Here is a 23,055-nt window from a genome sequence, read left to right as displayed (position 1 = left end):
GTCATGCCCGCCTACCGCTCCCGCACTTCGACCCACGGCCGCAACATGGCTGGCGCGCGCGGGCTGTGGCGCGCGACGGGGATGAAGGACGACGACTTCGGCAAACCGATCATCGCGGTGGTCAATTCGTTCACCCAGTTCGTTCCGGGCCATGTCCATCTCAAGGACCTCGGCCAGATGGTCGCGCGGGAGATCGAGGCGGCTGGGGGCGTGGCGAAGGAGTTCAACACGATCGCCGTCGACGACGGGATCGCGATGGGCCACGACGGCATGCTCTATTCGCTGCCGAGCCGCGACCTGATCGCTGACAGCGTCGAATACATGGTCAATGCGCACTGCGCCGACGCGATGGTCTGCATCTCCAACTGCGACAAGATCACGCCCGGCATGCTGATGGCCGCGATGCGGATCAATATCCCGGTCGTGTTCGTCTCGGGCGGACCGATGGAGGCGGGCAAGGTCGTGGTGAAGGGCAAGGAAGTCGCGCTCGACCTGGTCGACGCGATGGTCGCCGCGGCGGACGAGCATTACACCGACGAGGAAGTCGCCGCGATCGAGCGCTCGGCCTGCCCGACCTGCGGCTCGTGCTCGGGCATGTTCACCGCCAACTCGATGAACTGCCTGACCGAAGCGCTGGGCCTCTCGCTGCCGGGCAACGGATCGACGCTGGCGACGCATGCCGACCGCCAGGCGCTGTTCCTGCGCGCGGGGCGGCTGGTCGTCGAGCTGTGCCGCCGCTGGTACGAGGAGGACGACGCGAGCGTCCTGCCGCGCACGATCGCCGACAAATCCGTGTTCGAGAACGCGATGAGCCTCGACATCGCGATGGGCGGTTCGACCAACACCGTTCTCCACCTGCTCGCCGCGGCGCACGAGGCGGAGGTGGATTTCACCATGGCCGATATCGACCGCCTTTCGCGCCACGTGCCGTGCCTCAGCAAGATCGCGCCGGCGAAGTCCGACGTCCATATGGAGGACGTTCACCGCGCCGGCGGTATCATGGCGATCCTGGGCGAGCTCGATCGCGCGGGCCTGCTCAATACCGCAGTGCCGACGGTCCATAGCCCGACGCTGGCCGACGCGCTCGACGCGTGGGACATCGCCCGCACCAACAGCCCGGCGGTGCAGGAATTCTTCCGCGCCGCGCCGGGCGGCGTGCCGACGCAGACCGCTTTCAGCCAGAGCCGCCGCTGGGACGAGCTCGACCTCGACCGTCAGGGCGGCGTCATCCGCTCGGCCGAGCATGCCTTCAGCAAGGATGGCGGCCTGGCGGTCCTCTACGGCAATATCGCGCTCGACGGGTGCATCGTGAAAACCGCCGGGGTGGACGAGAGCATCCTCAAGTTCTCCGGCTCGGCCAAGGTCTTCGAGAGTCAGGACTCGGCAGTCACGGGAATCCTGATGGACCAGGTCAAGGAAGGCGACGTGGTCGTGGTCCGCTATGAAGGACCCCGCGGCGGGCCGGGCATGCAGGAAATGCTCTATCCGACGAGCTATCTGAAATCGAAGGGGCTGGGGAAAGCCTGCGCGCTGCTGACCGACGGGCGCTTCTCCGGCGGCTCTTCCGGCCTGTCGATCGGCCATGTCTCGCCCGAGGCGGCCGAGGGCGGGGCGATCGGGCTGATCCGGGACGGCGACACGATCGTCATCGACATTCCCGGGCGCACGATCCATCTCGATGTATCCGACGAGGAACTCGCGCACCGCCGCGCGGAGATGGAGGCGAAGGGGGATGCGGCATGGCAACCGATGGAAAAGCGCAAGCGGCAGGTCTCGACCGCGCTCAGGGCCTATGCCGCGATGACCACCAGCGCCGCGCGCGGCGCGGTACGCGACGTCTCGCAGCTCGAGCGCAAGTGACCCGCTTCTCCACCGCCGCCGCAGGGGCGCTGGCGCTCGCCGCCTGCTCCTCGGGCGATGCGGCGGTGCAGGCGCAGGCGGAGGAAGGCGCGCAGCGGATCGAATGCGCGATCGGACCGGGCGCCGAATTCGGGGCCGACTGCCTGGTGGAACGCGCCGAAGCGGACGGGGTAGCCGTGCTCACCGTGCGCCACCCCGACGGCGGTTTTCGCCGCTTCGAGCAAATGCCGGACGGACGCGGCCTCTCGGCTTTCGACGGAGCCGATCCGGTGGAACAGGAACTGGCGGGCGCGCTGCTGGAAGTCAGCGTGGCGGGCGACCGCTACCGCTTCCCCGCGCGCCCGCAGCAAGGCGGCGATGCCGGCGAGTGATCCTGTCCTTACGGTCGCCGAAATGCAGGCGGCCGAGCAGACGCTGATCGATGGCGGAACCAGCGTCGACGAACTGATGCAGCGCGCCGGCCGCGGCGCGGCGGAATGGGTCTGGCGGATCGCGGCCGGGCGGCCGGCGACGGTGCTCTGCGGCCCCGGCAACAATGGCGGCGACGGCTACGTGATCGCCGAAGTGCTGCGCGAGCGCGAGCTGGATGTGCTCGTCGTCGCGCCGATCGAACCGAGGACCGAAGCGGCGGCAAACGCGCGGACGCTCTATCGCGGCGCGGTCGCGACGACGGCCGAGGGACGGCGCGGCGGGGTGCTGGTCGACTGCCTCTTCGGAAGCGGGCTGACGCGGCCGCTGTCGGACGAACTGCTTGCCTTGCTGGGCGGCCTTGCGGTGAGCCACGATCAGATTATCGCGGTCGACCTGCCGAGCGGCGTCGAGAGCGACAGCGGGGCGCTGCTCAACGACGGGCTGCCGCGCTACGACCTAACGCTTGCGCTCGGCGCATGGAAGTTCGCGCACTGGACGATGCCTTCCTCCGCCGCGATGGGCGCGCGGCGGCTGATCGACATCGGCATCCGTGAGACCGGCGCGGCTACTTCGCTGTCGGCGCGGCCACGCTTCGAACAGCCCGCACCCGATGCGCACAAGTACAGCCGCGGTCTGCTCGCGGTGGTCGGCGGAGCGATGCCCGGCGCCGCGCTGCTCGCAGCGCAGGCGGCGATGCACGCAGGGGCGGGCAACGTGAGGCTGCTCGCCGACCATTCGCATCCGGCCACGCCCGCCGCGCTGGTGGTGAGCGACGCGCAGCTTGACGAGGCGCTTGGCGACGAGCGGATCGGCGCCGTGCTCGCGGGGCCGGGTCTGGGGCGCGACGACGCGGCGAAAGCTCGGCTCGCGGCGGTGCTGGCGCGTGGGGGACCGCTGGTTCTCGATGCCGAAGCGCTGGGGCTGCTCGAGCACCAGGTCTTTACGAGCGAGACGCTGGCCACGCCGCACGAGGGCGAGCTCGCGAAGCTGTGCAAGACTTACGGCATTTCCGCCCAGGGAAAGCGCGCGAAGGCCCGGGCGCTGGCCGAGGCGAGCGGGATGACGGTGCTCGCCAAGGGCCCCGACACCGTGCTCTGCGCGCCTGATGGACACGTGCGTCTGTTCGCTCCGGGCCCGAGCTGGCTTTCGGCAGCGGGTACCGGCGACGTGCTCGCGGGCATCGCCGCGAGCCGCATGGCCACGGGGCGCTCGGCGTTCGAAGCTGCCGAGCAGGCTGTCTGGCTCCAGCACGAGGCCGCGCGGATCGCCGGCTCGGCGTTCATCGCGGACGAACTGGCGCAAGCCGTCAAGAGCGCCTACGCGCGCTTCCTGTGAGCGAAGCATCCGAGATCGTCCGCATCGTCGCCAAGGGCGATGGCATCACCGCCGATGGCCGGCACGTGCCCTACGCCGCGCCGGGCGACGCGCTCCTGCCCGACGGATCGCTGGCGCCCGGGCCGCACCATGCGGTTCCGCCCTGCCGCCACTTCGGCACGTGCGGCGGATGCCAGCTCCAGCATTGCGACGAGCGCTCGATCGCGCGCTATGTCGGCGAACGGATTGCCTTCGCGGCGCAGTCGCAGGGCGTGGCGATCGGCGAACTGCTCGCGCCTCATCTCTCGCCGCCGCGCAGCCGCCGCCGGTGCACGCTGCACGCGCTCCCCACCGGAGGGAAGCCGGTGATCGGCTTCCGCGAGGCAGGCTCGCACCGCGTGGTCGACATGCGCGAATGCCATATCCTGCGGCCGGAGCTGTTCGCGCTCGTGCCCGCGCTTCGCGCCCTGCTTGCGCGCCGCAGGGGGCGCTTCGCGGTCGATATCGAGCTGGCGCTGACCGATCAGGGCGTGGACTGCGCGCTGGCCAACCTGCCCGTCGAGGGCCTGGAGGACACCGAAGCGCTGCTCGCTTTCGCGCAGGAAAACCGTCTCGCGCGGCTGACGCTGGATCAGGGTTACGGCCCCGAGCCGGTGTGGGAGCCGGAGCCGGTGACGGTCTCCCTCTCGGGGATTCCGGTCGGCTTTCCCAGCGGCAGCTTCCTCCAGGCCACCGCCGACGGGGAGGCGGCGCTCGCCGGTGCGACCCGCGAATGGCTCGCCGGGGCCGGCGTGATCGCCGACCTGTTCGCGGGCCTCGGCACGTTCTCGTTCCCGCTGGCCGAAACCGCGAAAGTGCTGGCCGTCGAAGCCGCTCGCGACGCCCATCTCGCGTGCAAGGCTGCAGCGGGGCGATCGGGCAGGGCGGTCCACGCCATGCACCGCGACCTGTTCCGCAACCCGCTTCAGCCCGACGAACTCAATCGCTTCGACGCCGTCCTCCTCGACCCGCCCCGCGCCGGCGCGCGAGATCAGGTCGCGCGCCTCGCCGAAAGCACCGTGCCCCGCATCGCATACGTGAGCTGCAACCCCTCGAGCTGGGCCCGCGACGCGGCGCGGCTGGTGGACGCCGGCTACCGGCTCGAGCGCGTTCGCCCGGTGGGCCAGTTCGTCTGGTCAACCCACGTGGAACTGGCGAGCCTGTTCGTCCGCTAGACTGTGGGGAAAGCCCCTCGTTCCGCTCTGTTAGCGGGCGCGCGGCGCTGCTAGGGCGGGGAGCATGGCGACCCTGCACGATGAAAAAGATCCCTTCGACGCGATCGTCGATGCGCCGTTCGATTCCGCGCTGGAAGAGCGCTATCTGGTCTATGCGCTCTCGACGATCACCGCGCGTTCGCTGCCCGATCTGCGCGACGGGCTGAAGCCGGTCCACCGCCGCCTGCTGTGGGCGATGCGGCAGTTGAAGCTCGATCCGGCCAGTGCGTTCAAGAAGTCCGCGCGCGTGGTCGGCGACGTGATCGGCAAGTATCACCCGCATGGCGATGCCAGCGTTTACGACGCGATGGTGCGCCTCGCGCAGGATTTCGCGCTGCGCTATCCGCTGGTCGAGGGGCAGGGCAACTTCGGCAATATCGACGGCGATAACGCCGCGGCCTACCGCTACACCGAGGCGCGGCTGACGAAGACTGCGCTGCGCCTGATGGAGGGGCTCGACGAAGGAACGGTCGAGTTCATCCCGACCTACAATGGCGAGGAGCAGGAGCCGGAGATCTTCCCGGGCCTGTTCCCCAACCTGCTCGCCAACGGTGCCAGCGGCATCGCGGTCGGCATGGCGACCAATATCCCGAGCCACAACGTCGCCGAGGTGATCGACGCGACGCTGGAGCTGATCGACAACCCGCATGTCGAGCATGCGCGGCTGATGGAGCTGTTCCAGGGGCCGGATTTTGCCACCGGCGGCCTGATCGTCGACAGCCCGGAGATGATCTCCCACGCCTATGAGACCGGCCGCGGCAGTTTCCGCGTCCGGGCACGCTTTCACGCGGCCGAGGCGGAGAAGGCGGAGGACCGGGAGGCGGGGATCGAGCGGCTGGGCGGGGGCCAGTGGCAACTCGTCGTCAGCGAAATCCCCTACCAGGTGCAGAAGGGCAAGCTGATCGAGCAGATCGCGCAGCTTATCGCCGACAAGAAGCTGCCGATCCTCGAGGACATTCGCGACGAGAGCGATGAGAACATTCGCCTCGTGCTGGTCCCGCGCAGCCGCAACGTTGATCCCGAGCTGCTCAAGGAATCGCTCTACAAGCTGAGCGACCTCGAGACCCGCTTCGGCCTCAACATGAATGTGCTCGATGCGCACCGCACCCCGATGGTCATGGGCCTGAAGGAGCTGCTGACGCACTGGACCACGAGCCAGATCGACATCCTCCAGCGCCGCAGCCGCCACCGGCTCGAGCAGATCGCGCGGCGGCTGGAGCTGCTCGAGGGCTATATCATCGCCTTCCTCAACCTCGACCGGGTGATCGAGATCATCCGCGCCGAGGACGAGCCCAAGCCGGTGATGATGGCGGAGTTCAACCTCACCGACCGCCAGGCCGAGGCGATCCTCAACATGCGTCTGCGCAGCTTGCGCAAGCTGGAGGAGATGCAGCTGCGGCAGGAGAAGGATGCGCTGCTGAAGGAGCAGGACGAGCTCACCAAGCTGCTCGACAGCCCGGCGCGGCAGCGCACGCGGCTGAAGCGGGACCTCGGCGCGCTGCGCAAGGAATATGGCGAGGATACCGCGCTCGGCCGCCGGCGGACCACGGTGGCCGAGGCGGCGCCGGCGGTCGAATTCAGCATGGACGCGATGATCGAGAAGGAACCGGTGACGGTAATCCTGTCGCAGAAGGGCTGGGTCCGCGGCGCCAAGGGCCACGTCGATCTCGCGAGCGAGTTCAAGTTCAAGGAGGGCGACGGGCCTGCCTTCGCGGTCCATGCGCAGACGACCGACAAGCTGCTGGTCGTGGCGGACGACGGGCGCATCTATACCCTCGGCGCCGACAAACTCCCCGGCGCGCGCGGGTTCGGCGAACCGATCCGCAACATGCTCGACATCGATCCGGAGGCGCAGGTCGTCGGCCTGATCGTGCACAAGCCCAAGGGGCAGCTCCTGCTCGCGGCCACGACCGGCAAGGGCTTCGCCGCGGCGACCGACGAAATCCTCGCCGAGACGCGCAAGGGGCGGCAGGTCGTCAATCTCAAGGCCGGTGCGAAGCTGCGCGTGGTGCGCGAGATCGCCGAGGCGCACGATCACGTCGCCGTCGTCGGCGACAACCGCAAGCTGGTGGTCTTCAATCTCGAGGAACTGCCGATGCTCGCGCGCGGTCAGGGGGTGACGCTGCAGCGCTACCGCGACGGCGGGCTCAGCGATGCGATCACCTTCACCCTCGCGGATGGCTTGAGCTGGACGATGGGCGGCGAGACCGGTCGTACGCGGACGGAAAGCGAGATCTGGCAGTGGAAGGTCGCGCGCGGCGCGGCGGGCCGCCTGCCGCCGCAGGGCTTCCCGAAGGACAACCGCTTCTAGGTCATAGAAAAAGGGCCGGGTGCACCAGCACCCGGCCCCTTCCTTGCAACCTGAAGAGGAAGCTTATTCGGTAGCGCCAGCCGTCGTTTCGGCCTGCGCCGCGCCGGCCGCGGGGCTCGGCGTGGCACTGGTCTGGGCTGCAACCGCCTGGTCGAGCTGCGCGTCGGTGAACAGCACCATGAGCTGGCCGCTCTGGTTGACCGCGAAGTGCTCGCGCAGGAGGTTCAGGTCGCCCTGGCCGCCGCTGACGATCACGGTGTTGCCCGCGATGCTCTTGACGACGCCGAGCGGCTGGTTGTCGGCCGTGACCACCGCGGCGGCTTCGACCAGCGCCGCATCGCGCTTGGCATTGGCGGCGGCGATCTGCTCGTCGAGCATCGCGTCGAGCTGCGCCTTGGTGACGGTGATGGTCGGGCCCTTGTCGCCCTGACCGAAAGCGTTGGAAGGCAGTGGCGCCTTGTGCTTGCCCGTGTCCACGGTCACGACGCCATCGGCGACGCTCTCGATCGTGCCAACCGAATTGCCCTCGGGCCCGTAGACGGTTGCGCCGACGGTGACGCCCTGAGCATGTGCTGCCGTCGCGATCCCGGCGGCGGCGATGGCGGCAATGGCCATTTTCGAGAACTTCATAATTCCACTCCGTAAATAATTCATATCAAACGCAAAGCTGTACGACGCGAGACCCGCACGAAACCAGCCAGTTTGGATCACGGGTGCACCATTCGAAGGTCTGGAACGTCCTTCGGCGCCTAGCGCCCCGCTGCAAGAGCAGGAACCCGCATGCCCGGAAGAACCGGACGGAGGCCCACCGCGAGCGAGGCACGCGATGACATGTCCTGCCTGTCGGCGATGAACACGGGGTATCATTTCCACATTAAACCCGGATGAAGCAACCTCAGATGCCTCCGAGTACCTCATCCAGAATACGCTTCACCCGGTCGCGCCCGGGGAAGCCTTCGTCGATCCACCGGGATTCGACCTGCCGCAGCGTGCGCGCGACTTCCGGCCCGGCGGCGATCCCACGTTCCACGATCTCACCGCCCTTGAGCGGGAGTTCGGGCACCTGCCAGCCGATCAGCGGCGCGACGTCGGCGCCCGCAAGCAGCAGGCGGTCGATCGCGCAGTCGATGCCTTCGCGGTAGGCCAGCACGCGCGGTTGCTGCGCATCCTCGGCGCAGCGCGCGGCGGCGCGGGTGATCCGCTCGCGCTGCGCCTTCGACAGGCGGAGACGCGCGGCGACGGTTTCCGCGACTGCAGGGAGCGTCGGCAGGAGCGCCGCGAGCCGGCGGATCGGGTTGGGCGTGACGCCGGCCGCTCGCTCGTTCGCTACGAGGCGGCGAAGTGCCTCGATCCCCTTGGGCCCGGCTTCCGGCAAAACCACGGGCAATACGCCGAGCGTCAGCATTCGCGCGACTGTGTCGGCAGGATCGGGAAGACCGAGCAGGTTGAGCAGTTCGCCGGCGATCCGCTCCCGCGAGAGGCCCTTGAGCGTCGCGGCAAGCTCGGCGCAGGCTCCTTCCGCCTCGGCATCGAGCTCGGCGCCGAAGCGCGCCTGGAAGCGGAAATAGCGCAGGATGCGAAGATGATCCTCCCGGATGCGCTGGCGCGCATCGCCGATGAACCGCACACGCTGCGCCGCGAGATCGCCGAGCCCCCCGAACCAGTCGAAGATCTCGAGCGTATCGGGCGCGGCGTAGAGCGCGTTGATCGTGAAATCGCGCCGGGCGGCATCCTCGCGCCAGTCTTGCGCGAAGGCGACGGTCGCGCGGCGGCCGTCGGTCGAGACGTCGCGGCGGAGCGTGGTGATCTCGACCGGGCCGCCGGGCAGGACCGCGGTGACGGTGCCGTGGTCGATCCCCGTCGGAACCGTCCTGATCCCGGCCGCTCGCAGCCGGTCGATCACGGTCGCAGGCTCGAGCGGAGTGGCGGCATCGATGTCGCGCACGTCGTGTCCGAGCAGCGTGTCGCGCACCGCGCCGCCGACCCAGCGGACATTGTCCGCGCCCAGGGCCGCCACGAGCGCCGCGAGATCGGGGCGCTGCGTCCATTCGGCAGATGGAAGGCGCTCAGCCATCGAACAGGGCCTTGTACTCGATCCGACGGGCAAGATTGGCGATGATCGCCGCGGTCACGCCCCAGATGCGGAAGCCGTCGTAGTGATATTCGAGGTAGCGCCGCGTCGCGCCGCGCCAGAAGACCTCGTGCTCGGTCCAGTTGTCTCGGTCCAGCAGCAGGTCGAGCGGCGCCTCGAACCATGCCTCGACCTCGCCGGGGTTGGCGATCAGCGGCAGGTCGGGCGGTACGACGCCAAGCACTGGCGTGACGTCGAAGCCGGTGCCTGTCTGGTAGCGGTCGGTCGTGCCGATCACGCGCACATGGTCAGGGCGCATGGAGAGCTCCTCCTCGGCCTCGCGCAAGGCGGCTTCGACCGCGGTTTCTCCTGGGTCGATCTTCCCGCCCGGAAAAGCGACCTGACCGGGATGATCGCGCATGCCGTGCGGCCGCTGTGTCAGGATCACGCCGGGGGAGGGGCGGTCGGTCACCGCGATCAGCACCGCAGCGTCCGCCGTGCGGCTGGCATCGGCAAAGCGCTCGTCGGTCAGCAGGTCCGGGATATCCGCGCGGTGCCCCTGTTCGAACAGGGCTTCGAGGCGATCGAAGAGCGAGCTCATCGCGGCAGAAGGGGGAAGGTTTCGCCCTGGCTCGCCACCGTCCGGCCGTCGCCCTCGGACAGCGCGATTTCGGCGAGCTGCTGCCAGGTGCTGCGGTTCAGCCGCGCCTCGCAGCCGCGCCGCACGGCGAGATAGATCGCGGGCGCTTCGATCTCGCCCGCCGCGCGCAGCGGATTGTCGGGGCCGGCGACGATCAGTTCATCGGTGTTGAGGCGGAAGGCGAGGTCGCCGCCGCGCCGGACCACATCGGTCGCCATGAAGGCCGCATCCTCGACCTCGATCGAGAGCTTCTCGAACGGGGTGACGAGCCAGTGGCGTCCGTCATCATCGCGGGTCACCAGCCCGGAAAAGGCACGTACCATCGCATGGCGGGTGATCGGGCCGCCATCGTGATACCAGGTCCCGTCGGCCGCGATGCGCATATGGCTGTCGCCCGTGCTTTCCGGCCGCCACTCCTCGACCGGCGGCAGCTTGCGCGCCGCGACCTGCTCAGCGATTTCGTCGAGCGTCAGGCCGGCAAGTTCGGGAGGCGGTTGGTACGGCATCGAGTGTCCGATGCCACGGCGCGGTCAATTCGCCAAGGTCTCGGGCCAGGGGCCGAGCATTCCCTTTGCCGGAAGGATCGACGGATTGTCGCACCGGACCAGCAGGCGTGCGGGTTCGAAAGGGCCGGGGCAGTGCCAGCCGCCGGTGGGTGCGGCGGTGAAGCCGAAGAAGCGGCCGTAATATTCCGGATCGCCGATCATCACCTGCGGCAGCGCGCCGGGCTCCAGCGCGCCGAGCGCGGCGAGCATCAACGCCTTGCCGAAACCTTCGCTCTGCCGTTCGGGCACGACCGCGACCGGGCCGACCATGATCATCGGATGGGCGCGGCCTTCCGGATCGGTAAGCGCCGCCGGCCAGAGCTGGATCGTGCCGACGAGATAGCCGTCGTCGTCGACCGCCGCAAAGCTGAGGGCGGGGAGCCAGTCCATGCCTTCGCGGATACGGTAGGCGGTGCGCGCATGACGATCCGGTCCGAAGGCACGGTCGAGCAACGCTTCGATCAGCGCGGAATCGACGTTGGCAAGGGGCACGATGGTCGCCATAGGCGCGCGCCGTTAGGGGCGGCGCGCGCCGCTGTCGATCAAATTCGCCTTGCTGCGCGCGGGGCGCAGCTTTGCCGTCAGCGCGGAGTGAGCCTGACGAGCCGCCCGTCTTCGCCATCCTCGAGGATCCACAAGGCTCCATCGGGGCCTTCGAGGATCTCGCGCACGCGCTTCTCGAAGGGATAGCGAGCCGCCTCGGTCGCCTTGTCCCCCTCGATCGCGACGCGCACCACCGCGGTCGGCTTCATGGCGCCGATGATCGCCTGCCCCCGCCACTCCGGCCAGAGCTTGCCCGAATAGAACACGAAGTCGCCCGGCGCGATGACCGGATCCCAACTGATCGCGGGCGCGTGGAATTCGGGGCGCGTGTTGTGGTCGGGGATCGGATCGCCGTTATAGTGAACGCCGTCCGACACGACCGGCCAGCCGTAGTTTTCGCCCTGTACGACGAGGTTGAGCTCGTCGCCGCCCGCCGGGCCGTGCTCGAGGTCCCACAGCCGCCCCTGCGCATCGAACTGCAGGCCCAGGATGTTGCGGTGACCGTACGACCAGATCTGATCCGACGGGCTGCCGCGGTCCGCGAAGGGGTTGCCGGGGGCCGGCTTGCCGTCGAGCGTGAGCCGCAGGACGCTGCCGAGGTTGTTCGACAGGTCCTGTGCCGGCTCCATCTTCTGCCGGTCGCCCGAGGCGAGGAACAGATATTGCCCGTCGGGCGAGAAGGCGATGCGGTGCGAATAGTGGCCGCGGCCGGTGACTTTCGGCTGCTGGCGCCAGATCACCGAAAGGCCGTCGACCGTGCAGGCATTGGCCTGTTCGCAGACGAGCGTGCCCTTGCCGAGCGCGGCGCCGCGCGTGTCGCCTTCGCCTGCCTCGGCCCAAGTGAGATAGATCGTCCTGCGGCCCAGCGTGTCGGCGCTTTCGGAAGGCAGGAACGCCACGTCGCCGAGGCCGCCCTGGCCGCCGTAATCGACCTCCGGCATGCCGATGACCGTGCCGGTCCGGCCGGTCGCGGTATCGACGAACTTCATCGTCCCCCTCTTCTCGGTAATGAACAGCACGCTGGTGCCCGGCGCGAACTCGGCCGCCCAGGGCTCGTCGAAGGTGCCGAGGGACATGGCCTTGAACTGGTTCGCGGACGTGACGGACACTTCTTCGCCGATTTCGGCAGTGACGGCGGCTTCGGTCGGGGCGCTGTCCCCGGCGGGTTCCGCGCTGCAGCTTGCAGAGACGAGCGCGCACGGCGATAGAACCGCGGCAAGAATCGCAGATTTCGTCATGTTCAGTGGAACTCCCCATCACAGGTTCGGGCTCGGACCCCTCGTCGTCGGCGTCGACGAGGCGGGGCGTGGGCCGTTGGCAGGGCCGGTTGTGGCGGCTGCGGTGGCGCTGTGCAAGCCACGACCGGCGGGGCTCGACGATTCGAAGAAGCTCTGCGCCAACTCGCGCGGCCGGCTCGATCTCACGATCCGCCGTCGCTGCGCCTGGGGGGTCGGCGTGGTCGAGGTGGAAGAGATCGACCGGCTCAATATCTTCGGAGCGACGATGCTGGCGATGACGCTGGCAGTGGCGCGGCTTGCCGAAGTGCTCGCGCGCGACCCCGACGAAGTGCTGGTCGACGGAAACCTCACCCCCCACGGCCGCCGGCCGGAATGGCGCTGGGCGGCGCGGCCGATCGTGGGCGGCGACGCGAAGGAGCCGGCGATCTCGGCCGCTTCGATCGTCGCAAAGGAATGGCGCGATCGCATGATGATCGAAGCCGCCCGCGAACACCCGCATTACGGGTGGGAACACAACAAGGGTTACGGCACGCCCGACCACGTGGAGGCGCTGCGCACGCATGGTCCCACGCCGCTCCACCGCCGCAGCTTCGCCCCCGTCGCACAGATGGAACTGTTCTGACGAGCGAGTCCTTCCGGCAACACCCGCAGCATGTCGAGTCTGCCCGAATACCGTAGACTCAACATCTTGTGGCGGACTCTTTTCGTTCCTCGGCAGGTTACCGGGCGTTAACCATACCAGGCGCAAATTCCTCGCTTGACGCGGAGTCCGCTTGGACTCACCCTGTGGATAACTACGGAAACGGGGGATTTGCATTGAGCGTTCTGGAAATCACGAAGACGCGCGCGCCGCGCATGGCCGAAACGGTCGAGACGCCGCGCACGCTGCCGCTGGGGCAGATCCTCGGCGGCGACTGCGTGGAGGCCATGCGCAAGCTGCCCGACGCCAGCGTCGATCTCGTCTTCGCCGATCCGCCTTACAATCTCCAGCTCGGCGGCGATCTCAATCGGCCCGACGGCAGCCATGTCGATGCGGTGACCGACGAGTGGGACCGGTTCGACAGCTTCAAGACCTACGACGATTTCACCCGCGCCTGGCTGGCCGAAGCGAAGCGCGTGCTCAAGCCGGACGGCGCGCTGTGGGTGATCGGCAGCTATCACAACATCTTCCGCGTCGGTGCGATCCTGCAGGATCTCGGCTTCTGGATCCTCAACGACGTCGTCTGGCGCAAGGCGAACCCGATGCCCAATTTCAAGGGCACGCGTTTCACCAACGCACACGAAACGCTCATCTGGGCGAGCCAGGGCGAGAAGGCGAAGTATCACTTCAACTACCGCGCGATGAAGACGCTCAACGACGAACTGCAGATGCGCAGCGACTGGGTCCTGCCGATCTGCGCGGGGCAGGAACGGCTCAAGGAAGGCGGGCATAAGGTCCACCCGACGCAGAAGCCCGAGGCGCTGCTCTACCGCGTGCTGCTGGCTACGACCGAGCGGGGGGACGTCGTGCTCGATCCGTTCTTCGGCACGGGGACGACCGGTGCGGTTGCAAAGCGCCTGGGCCGGCAGTGGATCGGATGCGAACGCGAGGGGCTCTATCGCGAAGCCGCGCTCAAGCGGATCGAGAAGGAACTGCCGCTCGACGAAAGCGCGCTCCAGACCATGCAGAGCCGCAAGAGTGCGCCGAAGGTCGCGTTCGGCGCGCTGGTCGAGAATGGCATGATCCAGCCCGGTACGGAGATCTTCGACAAGAAGCGCCGCTGGGTCGCCACCGTGCGGGCCGACGGCTCGCTCGCCTATGGCAAGCAGACCGGCTCGATCCACGGGCTCGGCAAGGAACTGCAAGGCGCACCGAGCTGCAACGGCTGGACTTTCTGGCACTACGAGGCCGGCGGCGACGTCAAGCCGATCGATGCGGCGCGGCAGCTCTACCTGCTGGCGATGGAGGACTGATCCTTCTCTCGTCCGCTCTACCGTCATCCCGGCTTTCGCCGGGGCGGCGGATTGGGTAGCGAAGGCACCGCATGTCCGACCAGATCTATCTCCGCCCGATCGGCCTTGTCGCCAGTCCGCAGAGCGAGGAGGGGGATTGCATCCGCCTCGCAGGCGGCATGGTCTACGCGCATCGCTTCGCGGCGATCCTGCGGCGTGACGGCGAGGTGGTCGAGCGCTGGCGCTTCACGCCGGCGAGCGTGGAGGACCTTCTCGGTCGCCTGCCGGACACTCTGGGTGCGGAGGCGGAGGCCCAATGGGCGAACTTGCGCATGGCGCATCCGCCGATCGAGATGGGGGCGCGGACCGTGCGGCTCGACCAGCCGCAGATCATGGGCATCCTCAACCTCACGCCCGACAGCTTCTCTGACGGCGGGAAATTCCTCGACAATCCGGAAGAGGGCCGCGCGCATGCCGCCGCTATGCTCGAAGCCGGGGCGGCAATCGTCGACATGGGCGGCGAGAGCACCCGGCCGGGCGCGCCCGCGGTGTGGGAAGGGGACGAGCTCGGCCGCGTGATCCCCGCGATCGAATACTGCGCGGCGATGGGCGCCGCGATCAGCGTCGACACACGGCGCCCGGCGGTGATGGACGCCGCGCTTCACGCCGGCGCGCACATGATCAACGACGTCTCGGCGCTACGTCACGATCCCCGCAGCATGGAGCTAGTCGCGGCGCGCGACTGCCCTGTGGTGCTGATGCATGCGCCGGGGGAGGGTGACGATCTCCACGCGGATGCCGATTACGAATGCGTCGTGCTCGACGTGTTCGACTGGTTGCGCGAACGGCGCGATGCGGCCCTGGGGGCCGGTGTGGCGCGTGAAAGGATCGTGCTCGATCCGGGCATCGGCTTCGGAAAGAGCGTGAGCGAGAACCTCGCGCTCATCAACGGGCTGCCGCTGTTCCATGCGCTCGGCCAACCGCTGCTGCTCGGTGCCAGCCGAAAGCGGATGATTGGCGCGCTCAGCAATGAAGTGCCCGCGCACGAGCGCCTGGGCGGCAGCCTCGCGCTCGCAATCGCGGGCATGAACGCGGGCGTTCAACTCCTGCGCGTCCACGACGTGTTCGAAACGGTTCAGGCCCGCAACGTCTGGCGCGGCCTGCGCGACGCGGCCCTGACCGACTTCTCCGATCTTCCCGCCTAGAGCGAGTATCCGCCGTCGCTGACCAGCACGGCGCCGGTGATCGTCGCCGCGGCGTCGGAAAGCAGGAAGCCGGCCTGCGCGGCGATCTCTTCGGCAGTCGCGTAGCGGCCCAGCGGCGTCGCCATTTCGGCCATCGCCGTCAGCGCCGCGGCGCGATCGCCGCCGTGCTGGGCGACGAGATCGCGGAAGAACGGCGTCTGATCCCAGATCGGCGTGTCGACGCCGCCCGGGGCGATCGCGTTGACCCGCAGGCCGCGTGATGCACCTTCCTTAGCGGCGACTTTGGCGAGCTGGATCAGTGCCGCCTTCGAAGCGCCATAGGCGGCCGTTCCGGGCTCTGCCTTCAAACCGCTGACCGAGGCGGTGACGACCACGCTGCCGGCGCCGGGGATCGCCCGCATCGCGGCCTGGAGCGAGAGGAAGGCGCCGTCGAGGTTGACCGTCATCACGCGCCGCCACTCGGCAAAGTCGCAATCCACAATCGCCGCGCCTGCGGAAATTCCCGCGTTGATCACTGCATGGTCGAGCGGTGCCAGGCCCGCGATCCGCGCCCACAATGCGGGATCGGCCACGTCGCCCGTCACGCGCTCGCACGAACAGGCGAGGTCCAGCGCTTCGAGAGCGTCGGCGTCACGGTCGACGAGGACGAGATGCGCGATCCCGTGATCGCCCAGCCAGCGCGCCACGGCCGCGCCGATACCCGAAGCCGCGCCGGTGACGAGCGCCCTGCGTCCTGTGAAATCGAAATGGTCGGCCATGGCGTGCCGGGTAAGGTGCCTAGGCCGCGTTGTCGATTCCGAGTTCGCCGAGCTTGCGATAGAGCGTGGAGCGGCCGATGCCGAGGCGACGGGCGACTTCCGTCATCCGGCCGCGATAGTGGCCAATGGCGAGGCGGATCACGTCGGCCTCGATCTCCTCGAGCGGACGCAGGTTGCCGTCGTCGGTATAGAGCTGCACCCCGGCGCCGTCCTGCACGGCCGCGGCGGCATGGCCGAAATCCCCGACAAGCTCCAGCAACTGCGGGAAGCTTTCGATGGTGAGCGTCTCGCCTTCGCAATAGACGGCGGCGCGGAACAGCACCGACTGGAGCTGGCGCACGTTGCCCGGCCAGTCGAATGCCGCGAGGAGTTGCAGCGCACCGTCGGTGATCGAATGGTGTCGGAGGCCCGGCTGCTCTCCGATCCGCGCGAGGAAATGGCGGGTGAGCGCAGGTATGTCGCCCTGTCGTTCGCGCAGGGGTGGGAGCACGATCGTCGTGGGCGCGATCGCGGCGAGCAGCCGCTCGTCGAAATGGCCTCCCTGGACGAATTCGGCGAGCGGCAGATTGCTCGCGGTGAGCAGGCGCACGTCGACGCGGAATCCGTGCCGCGCGCCCGTGGGGCGGACGATCCCCTGCTCGAGGCAGTCGGCCAGCCGCTCCTGCACCGATCGGTCGAGGCGGTCGATCTCGTCGAGGAACAGGGTGCCTCCGTCGCAATGCTGCAGCGCGCCGATCTGCCGGTCGAACGCGCCGGGGAACGCGCCTTGCTCGTGACCGAACAGCATCGATTCGATCGAGCTCGACGGCACGCCGCCGACGTTGATCATCCGGAAAGACGCCTTCGCGCGGGGCGATGCGGCGTACATCGCGCGCACCAGCATTTCCTTGCCCGTGCCGGTCTCGCCCTCGATCAGAACCGGGCCGTGCCCGCGCGCCGCCTTGGCCGCGCGGGCGAGCGCGGTACGGAACGATGGCGATGTGCCGATCATCGCATCGAAGTCGAGTGAGGCCGGCATCTTCTCGGTCAGCGGCTGGAGCTCGTCCTTGGGCGCCTCGCGCTTTGTCGCGCTGCGCAGCGCCTGCATCAGCCGGTCGGGCGCGACGGGCTTGATGAGATAGTCGGTTGCGCCCGCGCGCATCGCCTCGACCGCGAGGAGCGGAGAAGCACTGGTCGTCAGCATCAGGATCGGCAGGGCCGGGCGGCGGCTCTTCAGTTCCTCGATCAGCGCGCAGGCATCGTCGCCGGGCACCCATTGATCGAGGATGATCGCCGAAAGCTGCATGCCTTCTCGGGTGCCGAGGGTCGCGATGGCGGTTTCGGAATCCTTCACGACGAGCGTGCGCCATCCCTCGCGCGCGGCCAGCGCGGCGATCAGCCGGCTCTGCGCCGGTTCGTCGTCGATCAGCATCAAAAGACGTGATTCGTTTTCGGCCATCGTCCCCAAACCGTCCCGCTGCGGTACAGGCGTTCGATTTACGGGGCGGGGGTAAAGGTCCGATTAAGGCTGTTGCCACCCCCACGAGGCTTGATGCCGTGCACCCGGCGCGATAGAGCCTCGTGCAAACGTATCTCTTGGGGAAATGAATACAAATGGCTTCGGGTAACGACATGAAGGCGGCCAACGCGACCTACGCAGGCTTCATCAGCATGCTGAAGTGGTCGGTTCCGACGATCGCGATCGCAACGCTGATCATCGTCATCCTGATCTCAAGCTGACCGACGCCATCTTGCGGATCGCCGTCCTCAAGGAACGCGCGCCGGGCGAGACCCGGGTCGCGGCCACGCCCGAAACGGTGAAGAAGTTCGTCGCGCTGGGCGCGGCGGTGGCGATCGAGGAAGGCGCGGGCGAATCCGCATCGGTGTCCGACGCCGCCTATCGCGAGGCGGGCGCCGAACTCGGGTCCGCCGCCGAGGTGGCGAAGGATGCGGATATCGTCCTCGGCATCCAGGCGCCCGACGTGGCCTTGCTGGAGGGGACTAAACCTGGCGCATGGGTCGCGGCGCTGTTCGATCCGTTCGGCCAGCGCGCGCGTGTCGATGCCTATGCGAAGGCGGGCGTCGAGGCGCTCAGCATGGAGTTCATGCCGCGCATCACCCGCGCGCAGAGCATGGACGTGCTCTCCAGCCAGTCCAACCTCGCCGGCTACAAGGCGGTGATCGCCGCGGCGGACGTCTATGGCCGCGCGTTCCCGATGATGATGACCGCGGCGGGCACGATCCAGGCCGCTAAAGTCTTCGTCATGGGTGTCGGCGTCGCGGGCTTGCAGGCGATTGCCACGGCCCGCCGGCTGGGCGCGCAGGTTTCTGCGACCGACGTGCGTTCGGCCACGAAAGAGCAGATCCAGTCGCTCGGCGCCAAGCCGGTGTTCGTCGAAACCGTCGCCGGGATCGAGGGCGAGGGCAGCGGCGGCTACGCCACCGAAATGTCGGAGGAATACCAGAAGGCACAGGCCGAGCTGGTTTCCGGCCATATCGCCAAGCAGGACATCGTCATCACGACAGCGTTGATCCCCGGCCGCGCCGCGCCGCGCCTGATCTCCGAAGCGCAGATCGCAACCATGAAGCCGGGTAGCGTGATCTTCGACCTCGCCGTGGCCCAAGGCGGGAACGTCGAAGGTTCTGTGGCCGATCAGGTGGTGGAGAAGCATGGCGTGAAGATCGTCGGCTATTCCAATACCGCCGCGCACCTCGCTGCCGACGCCAGCGCGCTCTTCGCCCGCAATCACTACAACTTCCTCTCCGCCTTCTGGGACAAGGAGCAGGGCCGGCCCGTGCTGGATGAAGAGATCGGCGATGCGGTGCGCCTGACGCGCGGTGGCGAGATCGTGAACGAGAGGCTGAAGGGGTGAGGGCGGAAATCTGATGGACTTCATATCGATCCTGTCGATCTTCGTTCTCGCCTGCTTCGTCGGGTATTACGTCGTCTGGTCCGTCACCCCCGCGCTGCACACGCCGCTGATGGCGGTGACGAATGCGATTTCCAGCGTGATCATCGTCGGCGCCCTGATCGCCGCGGCGGCGGCCGAAGTGCCGGGGGCGAAGTGGCTCGGCCTTGCCGGCGTCGTGCTTGCCAGCGTCAACATCTTCGGCGGCTTTGCTGTGACCGAGCGCATGCTCGCGATGTACAAGAAGAAGGAGCGCAATTGAGATGACGCTCCCGCCGGATGCGGTTTCCGACCTCTCGATCGCTGCGGACGCGGCGCATGCGGTGAGCCCGTGGGTCGCACTCGCCTATCTCGCCAGCGGCGTGCTGTTCATTCTCGCGCTGCGTGGCCTTTCGAGCCCGTCGACTAGCCGGCGCGGCAACCGCTTCGGCATGGCAGGCATGCTGATCGCCGTGGTGACGACTCTCGTCACGCACGAGATCGCAGGACTGCCGGAAATTTTGGTCGCGATCGCGGTCGGCGGCGCGATCGGTTTCATCATCGCACGCCGTATCGCCATGACCGCGATGCCGCAGCTCGTCGCGGCGTTCCACTCGCTGGTCGGGCTGGCAGCGGTACTCGTGGCGGCGGCTGCTTTCCTCAACCCCGGATCATTCGACATCCTCGGGCTCGACGGCAACATCCTTGCCGTCAGCCGCGTGGAAATGGCTCTCGGCGCGGCGATTGGGGCAATCACGTTCTCCGGTTCGGTGATCGCCTTCGCCAAACTCAACGGTAATATGAGCGGGGCTCCGATCCTTCTGCCCGCGCGGCATGTGATCAACCTCGGTACGCTGATCGCAATCCTCGGCATGACCGCTGCCTACGCGCTCGCGCCCAACGCGGGACCCGGGGAAGGATGGTTGTTCTGGGCGATCGTCGCGGCGGCCTTCGTGATCGGCTTCCTGTTGATCATCCCGATCGGTGGGGCGGATATGCCGGTCGTCGTCTCGATGCTCAACTCCTACTCGGGGTGGGCTGCCGCGGCGATGGGGTTCACGCTGCACAACACCGCGATGATCGTCACCGGCGCGCTGGTCGGCAGTTCGGGCGCGATCCTCAGCTACATCATGTGCCGCGCGATGAACCGCAGCTTCATTTCGGTGATCGCGGGCGGCTTCGGCGCGGATGCGAGCGCGGGCGGGGGCGAGCCGAAGGAACAGCGCCCCTACAAGCAGGGCAGCGCCGCCGATGCGGCCTTCATGCTGGAACAGGCGGAGAAGGTCATCATCATCCCCGGCTACGGCATGGCCGTGGCCCAGGCGCAGCACGCGCTGCGGGAGATGGCCGATGTCCTCAAGGAAAAGGGCGTGGAGGTGAAGTACGCCATTCACCCCGTCGCCGGCCGCATGCCGGGCCACATGAACGTGCTGCTCGCCGAAGCCAACGTGCCCTACGACGAAGTGTTCGAGCTGGAGGACATCAACTCCGAGTTCGCGACGGCGGACGTCGCCTTCGTTATCGGCGCGAACGACGTGGTCAACCCGGCTGCCAAGACCGACAAGTCCAGCCCGATCTACGGCATGCCGGTGTTCGACGTGGACAAGGCCAAGCAGGTCTTCTTCATCAAGCGCTCGATGGGCGGCGTCGGGTATGCGGGTGTCGACAACGACGTGTTCTACATGGACCAGACCATGATGCTGCTCGCCGACGCGAAGAAGATGGTCGAAGAGATTGTGAAGGCGCTGGACTAAGCCTCTCCTCCAAGGACAGCTTGCAATCCTCCATCTGCGCGGCAGAATAGGTTGCAGGGGAGAGACTCACATGATCAGACTGTCGATTGTCGCACTTGCGCTTGCGAGCGCTGCACCCGTTCTTGCCGAAACCATCGCCGTCGAGCCCGGAGAAGGCGCGCAGGAGCGCTTGCAGGAGGCGCTGATCCTCGCCCAGCCGGGCGACGAGATCGCGCTCGGCGCGGGCCGTTTCGAATTGACCGACGGGCTTTCGCTCGATGTCGACGACGTCACGGTCCGGGGCGCCGGGATAGAGGCCACCATCCTCGATTACACCAGCCAGCAAGGCTCGGGCGAGGGCCTGCTCGTCACCTCCGATGGCGTTACCCTGCGCGATTTCGCGGTCGAGAACCCCAAGGGGGACGGGATCAAGTCCAAGGGCGCCGACAACATCGTCTACCACGCGATCCGCGTCACCTGGACCGGCGGACCGAAGCCGACCAATGGCGCTTACGGTATCTATCCGGTCGAGAGCACCAATATCCTGATCGACGGCACCGAGGTTTCGGGTGCATCGGACGCGGGGATATACGTCGGCCAGTCGAGCAAGATCACCGTCCGCAATTCGGTCGCGACGGATAACGTCGCGGGGATCGAGATCGAGAATAGCCGGGACGCGATCGTCGAACGCAACTTCGTCAGCCGCAACACCGGAGGCATCCTCGTGTTCGACCTGCCCAACCTGCCGGTGATGGGTGGTGGCAACGTGATCGTGCGCGACAACCTCGTCGCCGCGAACACCACCCCCAACTTCGCGCCGGAGGGCAATATCGTCGCCACCGTGCCGCGCGGCACCGGCGTGATGGTCATGGCAAACGAGAACGTCTGGGTCGGGCAGAACCTGCTCTACGACAATCCCACGGCGCCGATCATGGTCATCGCCTATCCGCTACCCTTCGAAGACGCGGACTATAATCCCTATCCGCGCGAAGTTACGATCGCGTGGAACGCCGTGGATGCGGGCGGCACCGACCCGCAGCTCGACGGCGCGGAACAATTGACGGCGGCGTTCGGCGGCGCGCTGCCCCCGGTCATGTGGGACGGCCTGACCGATGGCGGTGCCGAGTACACGCCGCTCAGGGTCCATTCCGATCTCAAGGGCTGGTCGCTCAACCTCACTGAACAGGGCAAGGGCATGACAGGCGCGCAGCCCGGGCCGCTCGAGGTCGGTCGGCCCGGGCAACCGATCTCGACCGAGGGTTGGGGCGCCAGTGCGGAGCTGGAGGCGCGGCTCAAGTGAAACGGGCGGCGATCTTGGTCGGGGCCGGGATCCTGGCCCTTACCGGCAGCATCGCCGCGCATTCGGGCCAACGCGCGGCGACCGCCGCACCGGTTGCCGTCAACGACGCGGCGGTGATGGGCGGGCTGCCGCGAACGCTCGCCGAGTTCGGGTTCTTCGCCGATGCGCCGGCTCAGGTACCCGCTGCGCGCGTCATCCCCTACCGCCTCAACACGCCGCTCTATTCCGACGGGGCGGAGAAGCTGCGGTTCATCTACCTGCCGGCAGGCGTCGGCGCCTCGGCCGACGGCGAGGGCCTGCTCGAAATCCCGGTGGGCGCGGCGCTGATCAAGACCTTCGCATTCGGCGAAGGCGAGGCGCGCCGCTTGATCGAGACGCGCGTGCTGCTTCACCGCGCAGATGGTTGGCTGGCATTGCCTTACCTCTGGAACGACGAGCAGACCGAGGCGCGACTGGCCGTTGCAGGCGCACGGGTCGATCTCGTTACACCGCGCGGGGAGGCGATCAGCTACCGCGTGCCCAACAAGAACCAGTGCAAGGAATGCCACGGTCTCGCCGGCGAGGTGATTCCGATCGGCCCCAAGGCGCGCAACCTGTCTCACGAATGGCTGGGCGAGATGGTCGCGCGCGGCATGCTCGATCGAGTGCCGGACGGGGCGGACGTCCTGCCACTATGGGAAGCGCGTGGTGACGCGAGCGCGGCCGATGCGGCGCGCGCCTATCTGGATGTCAATTGCGCCCATTGCCACCGGCCATCCGCCACGGCTTCGAACTCCGGCCTCGATCTGCGTTGGGAACAGCGCGAGCCGGCTGCGATCGGGATCATGAAACGGCCCGTCGCTGCGGGCCGGGGGTCCGGCGGCCTGCTGTTCGATGTAGTTCCGGGAAAGCCGGAAGAATCGATCCTGGCTCACCGCATGGCAAGCGCCGAGCCGGGCGTCGCAATGCCCGAACTGGGCAAGGCGACCGTCGATCCCGAAGGGGTCGAGGCGGTGGAGCGCTGGATTTCCGGTCTGGAGCCGTAGCGAGCGGGCATCGTCACCAGCACTCCTGTGCGCGGCCAACTTCCTTGGG

The 23,055-nt window shown here is 67.9% G+C and carries 22 protein-coding genes; 14 read left to right on the top strand and 8 right to left on the bottom strand.

All coding sequences use genetic code 11. The annotated features are described in order from the left end of the window. Window positions 1-3 precede the first annotated feature (3 nt). From ilvD to parC, 5 genes are all read left to right on the top strand, one after another. Entirely contained in the window at window positions 4-1,860 is a 1,857-nt protein-coding gene (ilvD, locus tag JNO53_RS02950) for a dihydroxy-acid dehydratase (RefSeq protein ID WP_203107443.1), read from the top strand. Then, window positions 1,857-2,231 carry a hypothetical protein gene (locus tag JNO53_RS02945; protein WP_203107441.1) on the top strand — a complete coding sequence of 125 codons (375 nt, stop codon included), beginning with the start codon at window positions 1,857-1,859 and terminating at the stop codon, window positions 2,229-2,231. The genes ilvD and JNO53_RS02945 overlap by 4 nt, the downstream gene beginning before the upstream one ends. Next, window positions 2,218-3,606: an NAD(P)H-hydrate dehydratase gene (locus tag JNO53_RS02940; protein ID WP_203107439.1), complete on the top strand. Its 1,389-nt coding sequence runs from the start codon at window positions 2,218-2,220 to the stop codon at window positions 3,604-3,606. The genes JNO53_RS02945 and JNO53_RS02940 overlap by 14 nt, the downstream gene beginning before the upstream one ends. Next, a complete protein-coding gene (locus JNO53_RS02935; RefSeq protein WP_203107437.1) occupies window positions 3,603-4,799 on the top strand; it encodes a class I SAM-dependent RNA methyltransferase in 1,197 nt (398 codons plus the stop codon). Before JNO53_RS02940 ends, JNO53_RS02935 begins: the two co-directional genes overlap by 4 nt. Before the next feature lie 64 nt (window positions 4,800-4,863). Further along, window positions 4,864-7,149 carry a DNA topoisomerase IV subunit A gene (gene parC / locus JNO53_RS02930; RefSeq protein ID WP_203107435.1) on the top strand — a complete coding sequence of 762 codons (2,286 nt, stop codon included), beginning with the start codon at window positions 4,864-4,866 and terminating at the stop codon, window positions 7,147-7,149. Window positions 7,150-7,212: 63 nt separating this feature from the next. On the opposite strand, the gene JNO53_RS02925 is transcribed toward parC, so the two are convergent. The 6 genes from JNO53_RS02925 to JNO53_RS02900 form a co-directional block, all read right to left on the bottom strand. Beyond that, complete coding sequence (locus JNO53_RS02925; protein WP_203107433.1) at window positions 7,213-7,779, bottom strand: hypothetical protein; 567 nt, start codon at window positions 7,777-7,779, stop codon at window positions 7,213-7,215. A gap of 265 nt (window positions 7,780-8,044) precedes the next feature. After that, entirely contained in the window at window positions 8,045-9,223 is a 1,179-nt protein-coding gene (locus JNO53_RS02920) for a CCA tRNA nucleotidyltransferase (RefSeq protein ID WP_203107431.1), read from the bottom strand. After that, a complete protein-coding gene (locus tag JNO53_RS02915; protein ID WP_203107429.1) occupies window positions 9,216-9,821 on the bottom strand; it encodes a CoA pyrophosphatase in 606 nt (201 codons plus the stop codon). The genes JNO53_RS02920 and JNO53_RS02915 overlap by 8 nt, the downstream gene beginning before the upstream one ends. After that, window positions 9,818-10,366 carry a DUF1285 domain-containing protein gene (locus tag JNO53_RS02910; protein WP_203107426.1) on the bottom strand — a complete coding sequence of 183 codons (549 nt, stop codon included), beginning with the start codon at window positions 10,364-10,366 and terminating at the stop codon, window positions 9,818-9,820. The genes JNO53_RS02915 and JNO53_RS02910 overlap by 4 nt, the downstream gene beginning before the upstream one ends. Before the next feature lie 24 nt (window positions 10,367-10,390). Next, window positions 10,391-10,909, bottom strand: a complete 519-nt coding sequence (locus tag JNO53_RS02905) for a GNAT family N-acetyltransferase (RefSeq protein ID WP_203107424.1) — start codon at window positions 10,907-10,909, stop codon at window positions 10,391-10,393. Between the two features lie 77 nt (window positions 10,910-10,986). Next, window positions 10,987-12,186, bottom strand: coding sequence for a PQQ-dependent sugar dehydrogenase (locus tag JNO53_RS02900; protein WP_203107422.1), 1,200 nt, complete (start codon window positions 12,184-12,186; stop codon window positions 10,987-10,989). On the opposite strand from JNO53_RS02900, the gene JNO53_RS02895 reads away from it, so the two are divergent. From JNO53_RS02895 to folP, 3 genes are all read left to right on the top strand, one after another. Then, the gene (locus JNO53_RS02895) at window positions 12,185-12,808 is read left to right on the top strand and encodes a ribonuclease HII (protein WP_203107420.1); all 624 of its coding nucleotides are present in this window, start codon (window positions 12,185-12,187) and stop codon (window positions 12,806-12,808) included. The two genes, JNO53_RS02900 and JNO53_RS02895, sit on opposite strands and share 2 nt — an antisense overlap. Before the next feature lie 233 nt (window positions 12,809-13,041). Continuing rightward, window positions 13,042-14,139, top strand: coding sequence for a site-specific DNA-methyltransferase (locus JNO53_RS02890; RefSeq protein ID WP_203107866.1), 1,098 nt, complete (start codon window positions 13,042-13,044; stop codon window positions 14,137-14,139). A 71-nt stretch (window positions 14,140-14,210) separates the two neighbouring features. Beyond that, window positions 14,211-15,323, top strand: coding sequence for a dihydropteroate synthase (folP, locus tag JNO53_RS02885; RefSeq protein WP_203107418.1), 1,113 nt, complete (start codon window positions 14,211-14,213; stop codon window positions 15,321-15,323). Here folP and JNO53_RS02880 read toward each other — a convergent pair. Next, window positions 15,320-16,081, bottom strand: coding sequence for an SDR family NAD(P)-dependent oxidoreductase (locus JNO53_RS02880; RefSeq protein ID WP_203107416.1), 762 nt, complete (start codon window positions 16,079-16,081; stop codon window positions 15,320-15,322). The genes folP and JNO53_RS02880 overlap by 4 nt on opposite strands. Window positions 16,082-16,100: 19 nt before the next feature. Continuing rightward, complete coding sequence (locus JNO53_RS02875; RefSeq protein WP_203107414.1) at window positions 16,101-17,519, bottom strand: sigma-54-dependent transcriptional regulator; 1,419 nt, start codon at window positions 17,517-17,519, stop codon at window positions 16,101-16,103. Window positions 17,520-17,674: 155 nt separating this feature from the next. Here JNO53_RS02875 and JNO53_RS02870 point away from each other — a divergent pair, with 155 nt between their 5' ends. From JNO53_RS02870 to JNO53_RS02845, 6 genes are all read left to right on the top strand, one after another. Beyond that, the gene (locus tag JNO53_RS02870; RefSeq protein WP_238401539.1) at window positions 17,675-17,800 is read left to right on the top strand and encodes an aa3-type cytochrome c oxidase subunit IV; all 126 of its coding nucleotides are present in this window, start codon (window positions 17,675-17,677) and stop codon (window positions 17,798-17,800) included. Window positions 17,801-17,811: 11 nt separating this feature from the next. After that, on the top strand, window positions 17,812-18,933 hold the full coding sequence (locus JNO53_RS02865) for an NAD(P) transhydrogenase subunit alpha (RefSeq protein ID WP_203107412.1): 1,122 nt from the start codon (window positions 17,812-17,814) through the stop codon (window positions 18,931-18,933). Window positions 18,934-18,946: 13 nt separating this feature from the next. Next, entirely contained in the window at window positions 18,947-19,231 is a 285-nt protein-coding gene (locus JNO53_RS02860) for an NAD(P) transhydrogenase subunit alpha (RefSeq protein WP_119512690.1), read from the top strand. Between the two features lies 1 nt (window position 19,232). Then, a complete protein-coding gene (locus JNO53_RS02855) occupies window positions 19,233-20,702 on the top strand; it encodes an NAD(P)(+) transhydrogenase (Re/Si-specific) subunit beta (RefSeq protein ID WP_203107410.1) in 1,470 nt (489 codons plus the stop codon). A gap of 70 nt (window positions 20,703-20,772) precedes the next feature. After that, complete coding sequence (locus JNO53_RS02850; RefSeq protein WP_203107408.1) at window positions 20,773-21,981, top strand: parallel beta-helix domain-containing protein; 1,209 nt, start codon at window positions 20,773-20,775, stop codon at window positions 21,979-21,981. After that, window positions 21,978-23,006, top strand: a complete 1,029-nt coding sequence (locus tag JNO53_RS02845) for an SO2930 family diheme c-type cytochrome (RefSeq protein ID WP_338015283.1) — start codon at window positions 21,978-21,980, stop codon at window positions 23,004-23,006. Before JNO53_RS02850 ends, JNO53_RS02845 begins: the two co-directional genes overlap by 4 nt. Window positions 23,007-23,055 lie beyond the last annotated feature (49 nt).

This window comes from Altererythrobacter sp. C41 (genome assembly GCF_016803135.1).
In the GTDB taxonomy this organism is placed as follows: Bacteria; Pseudomonadota; Alphaproteobacteria; order Sphingomonadales; family Sphingomonadaceae; genus Pelagerythrobacter.
Note: the sequence above shows the minus strand (reverse complement) of the source record. Positions and strands in the feature narration are given on the sequence as shown.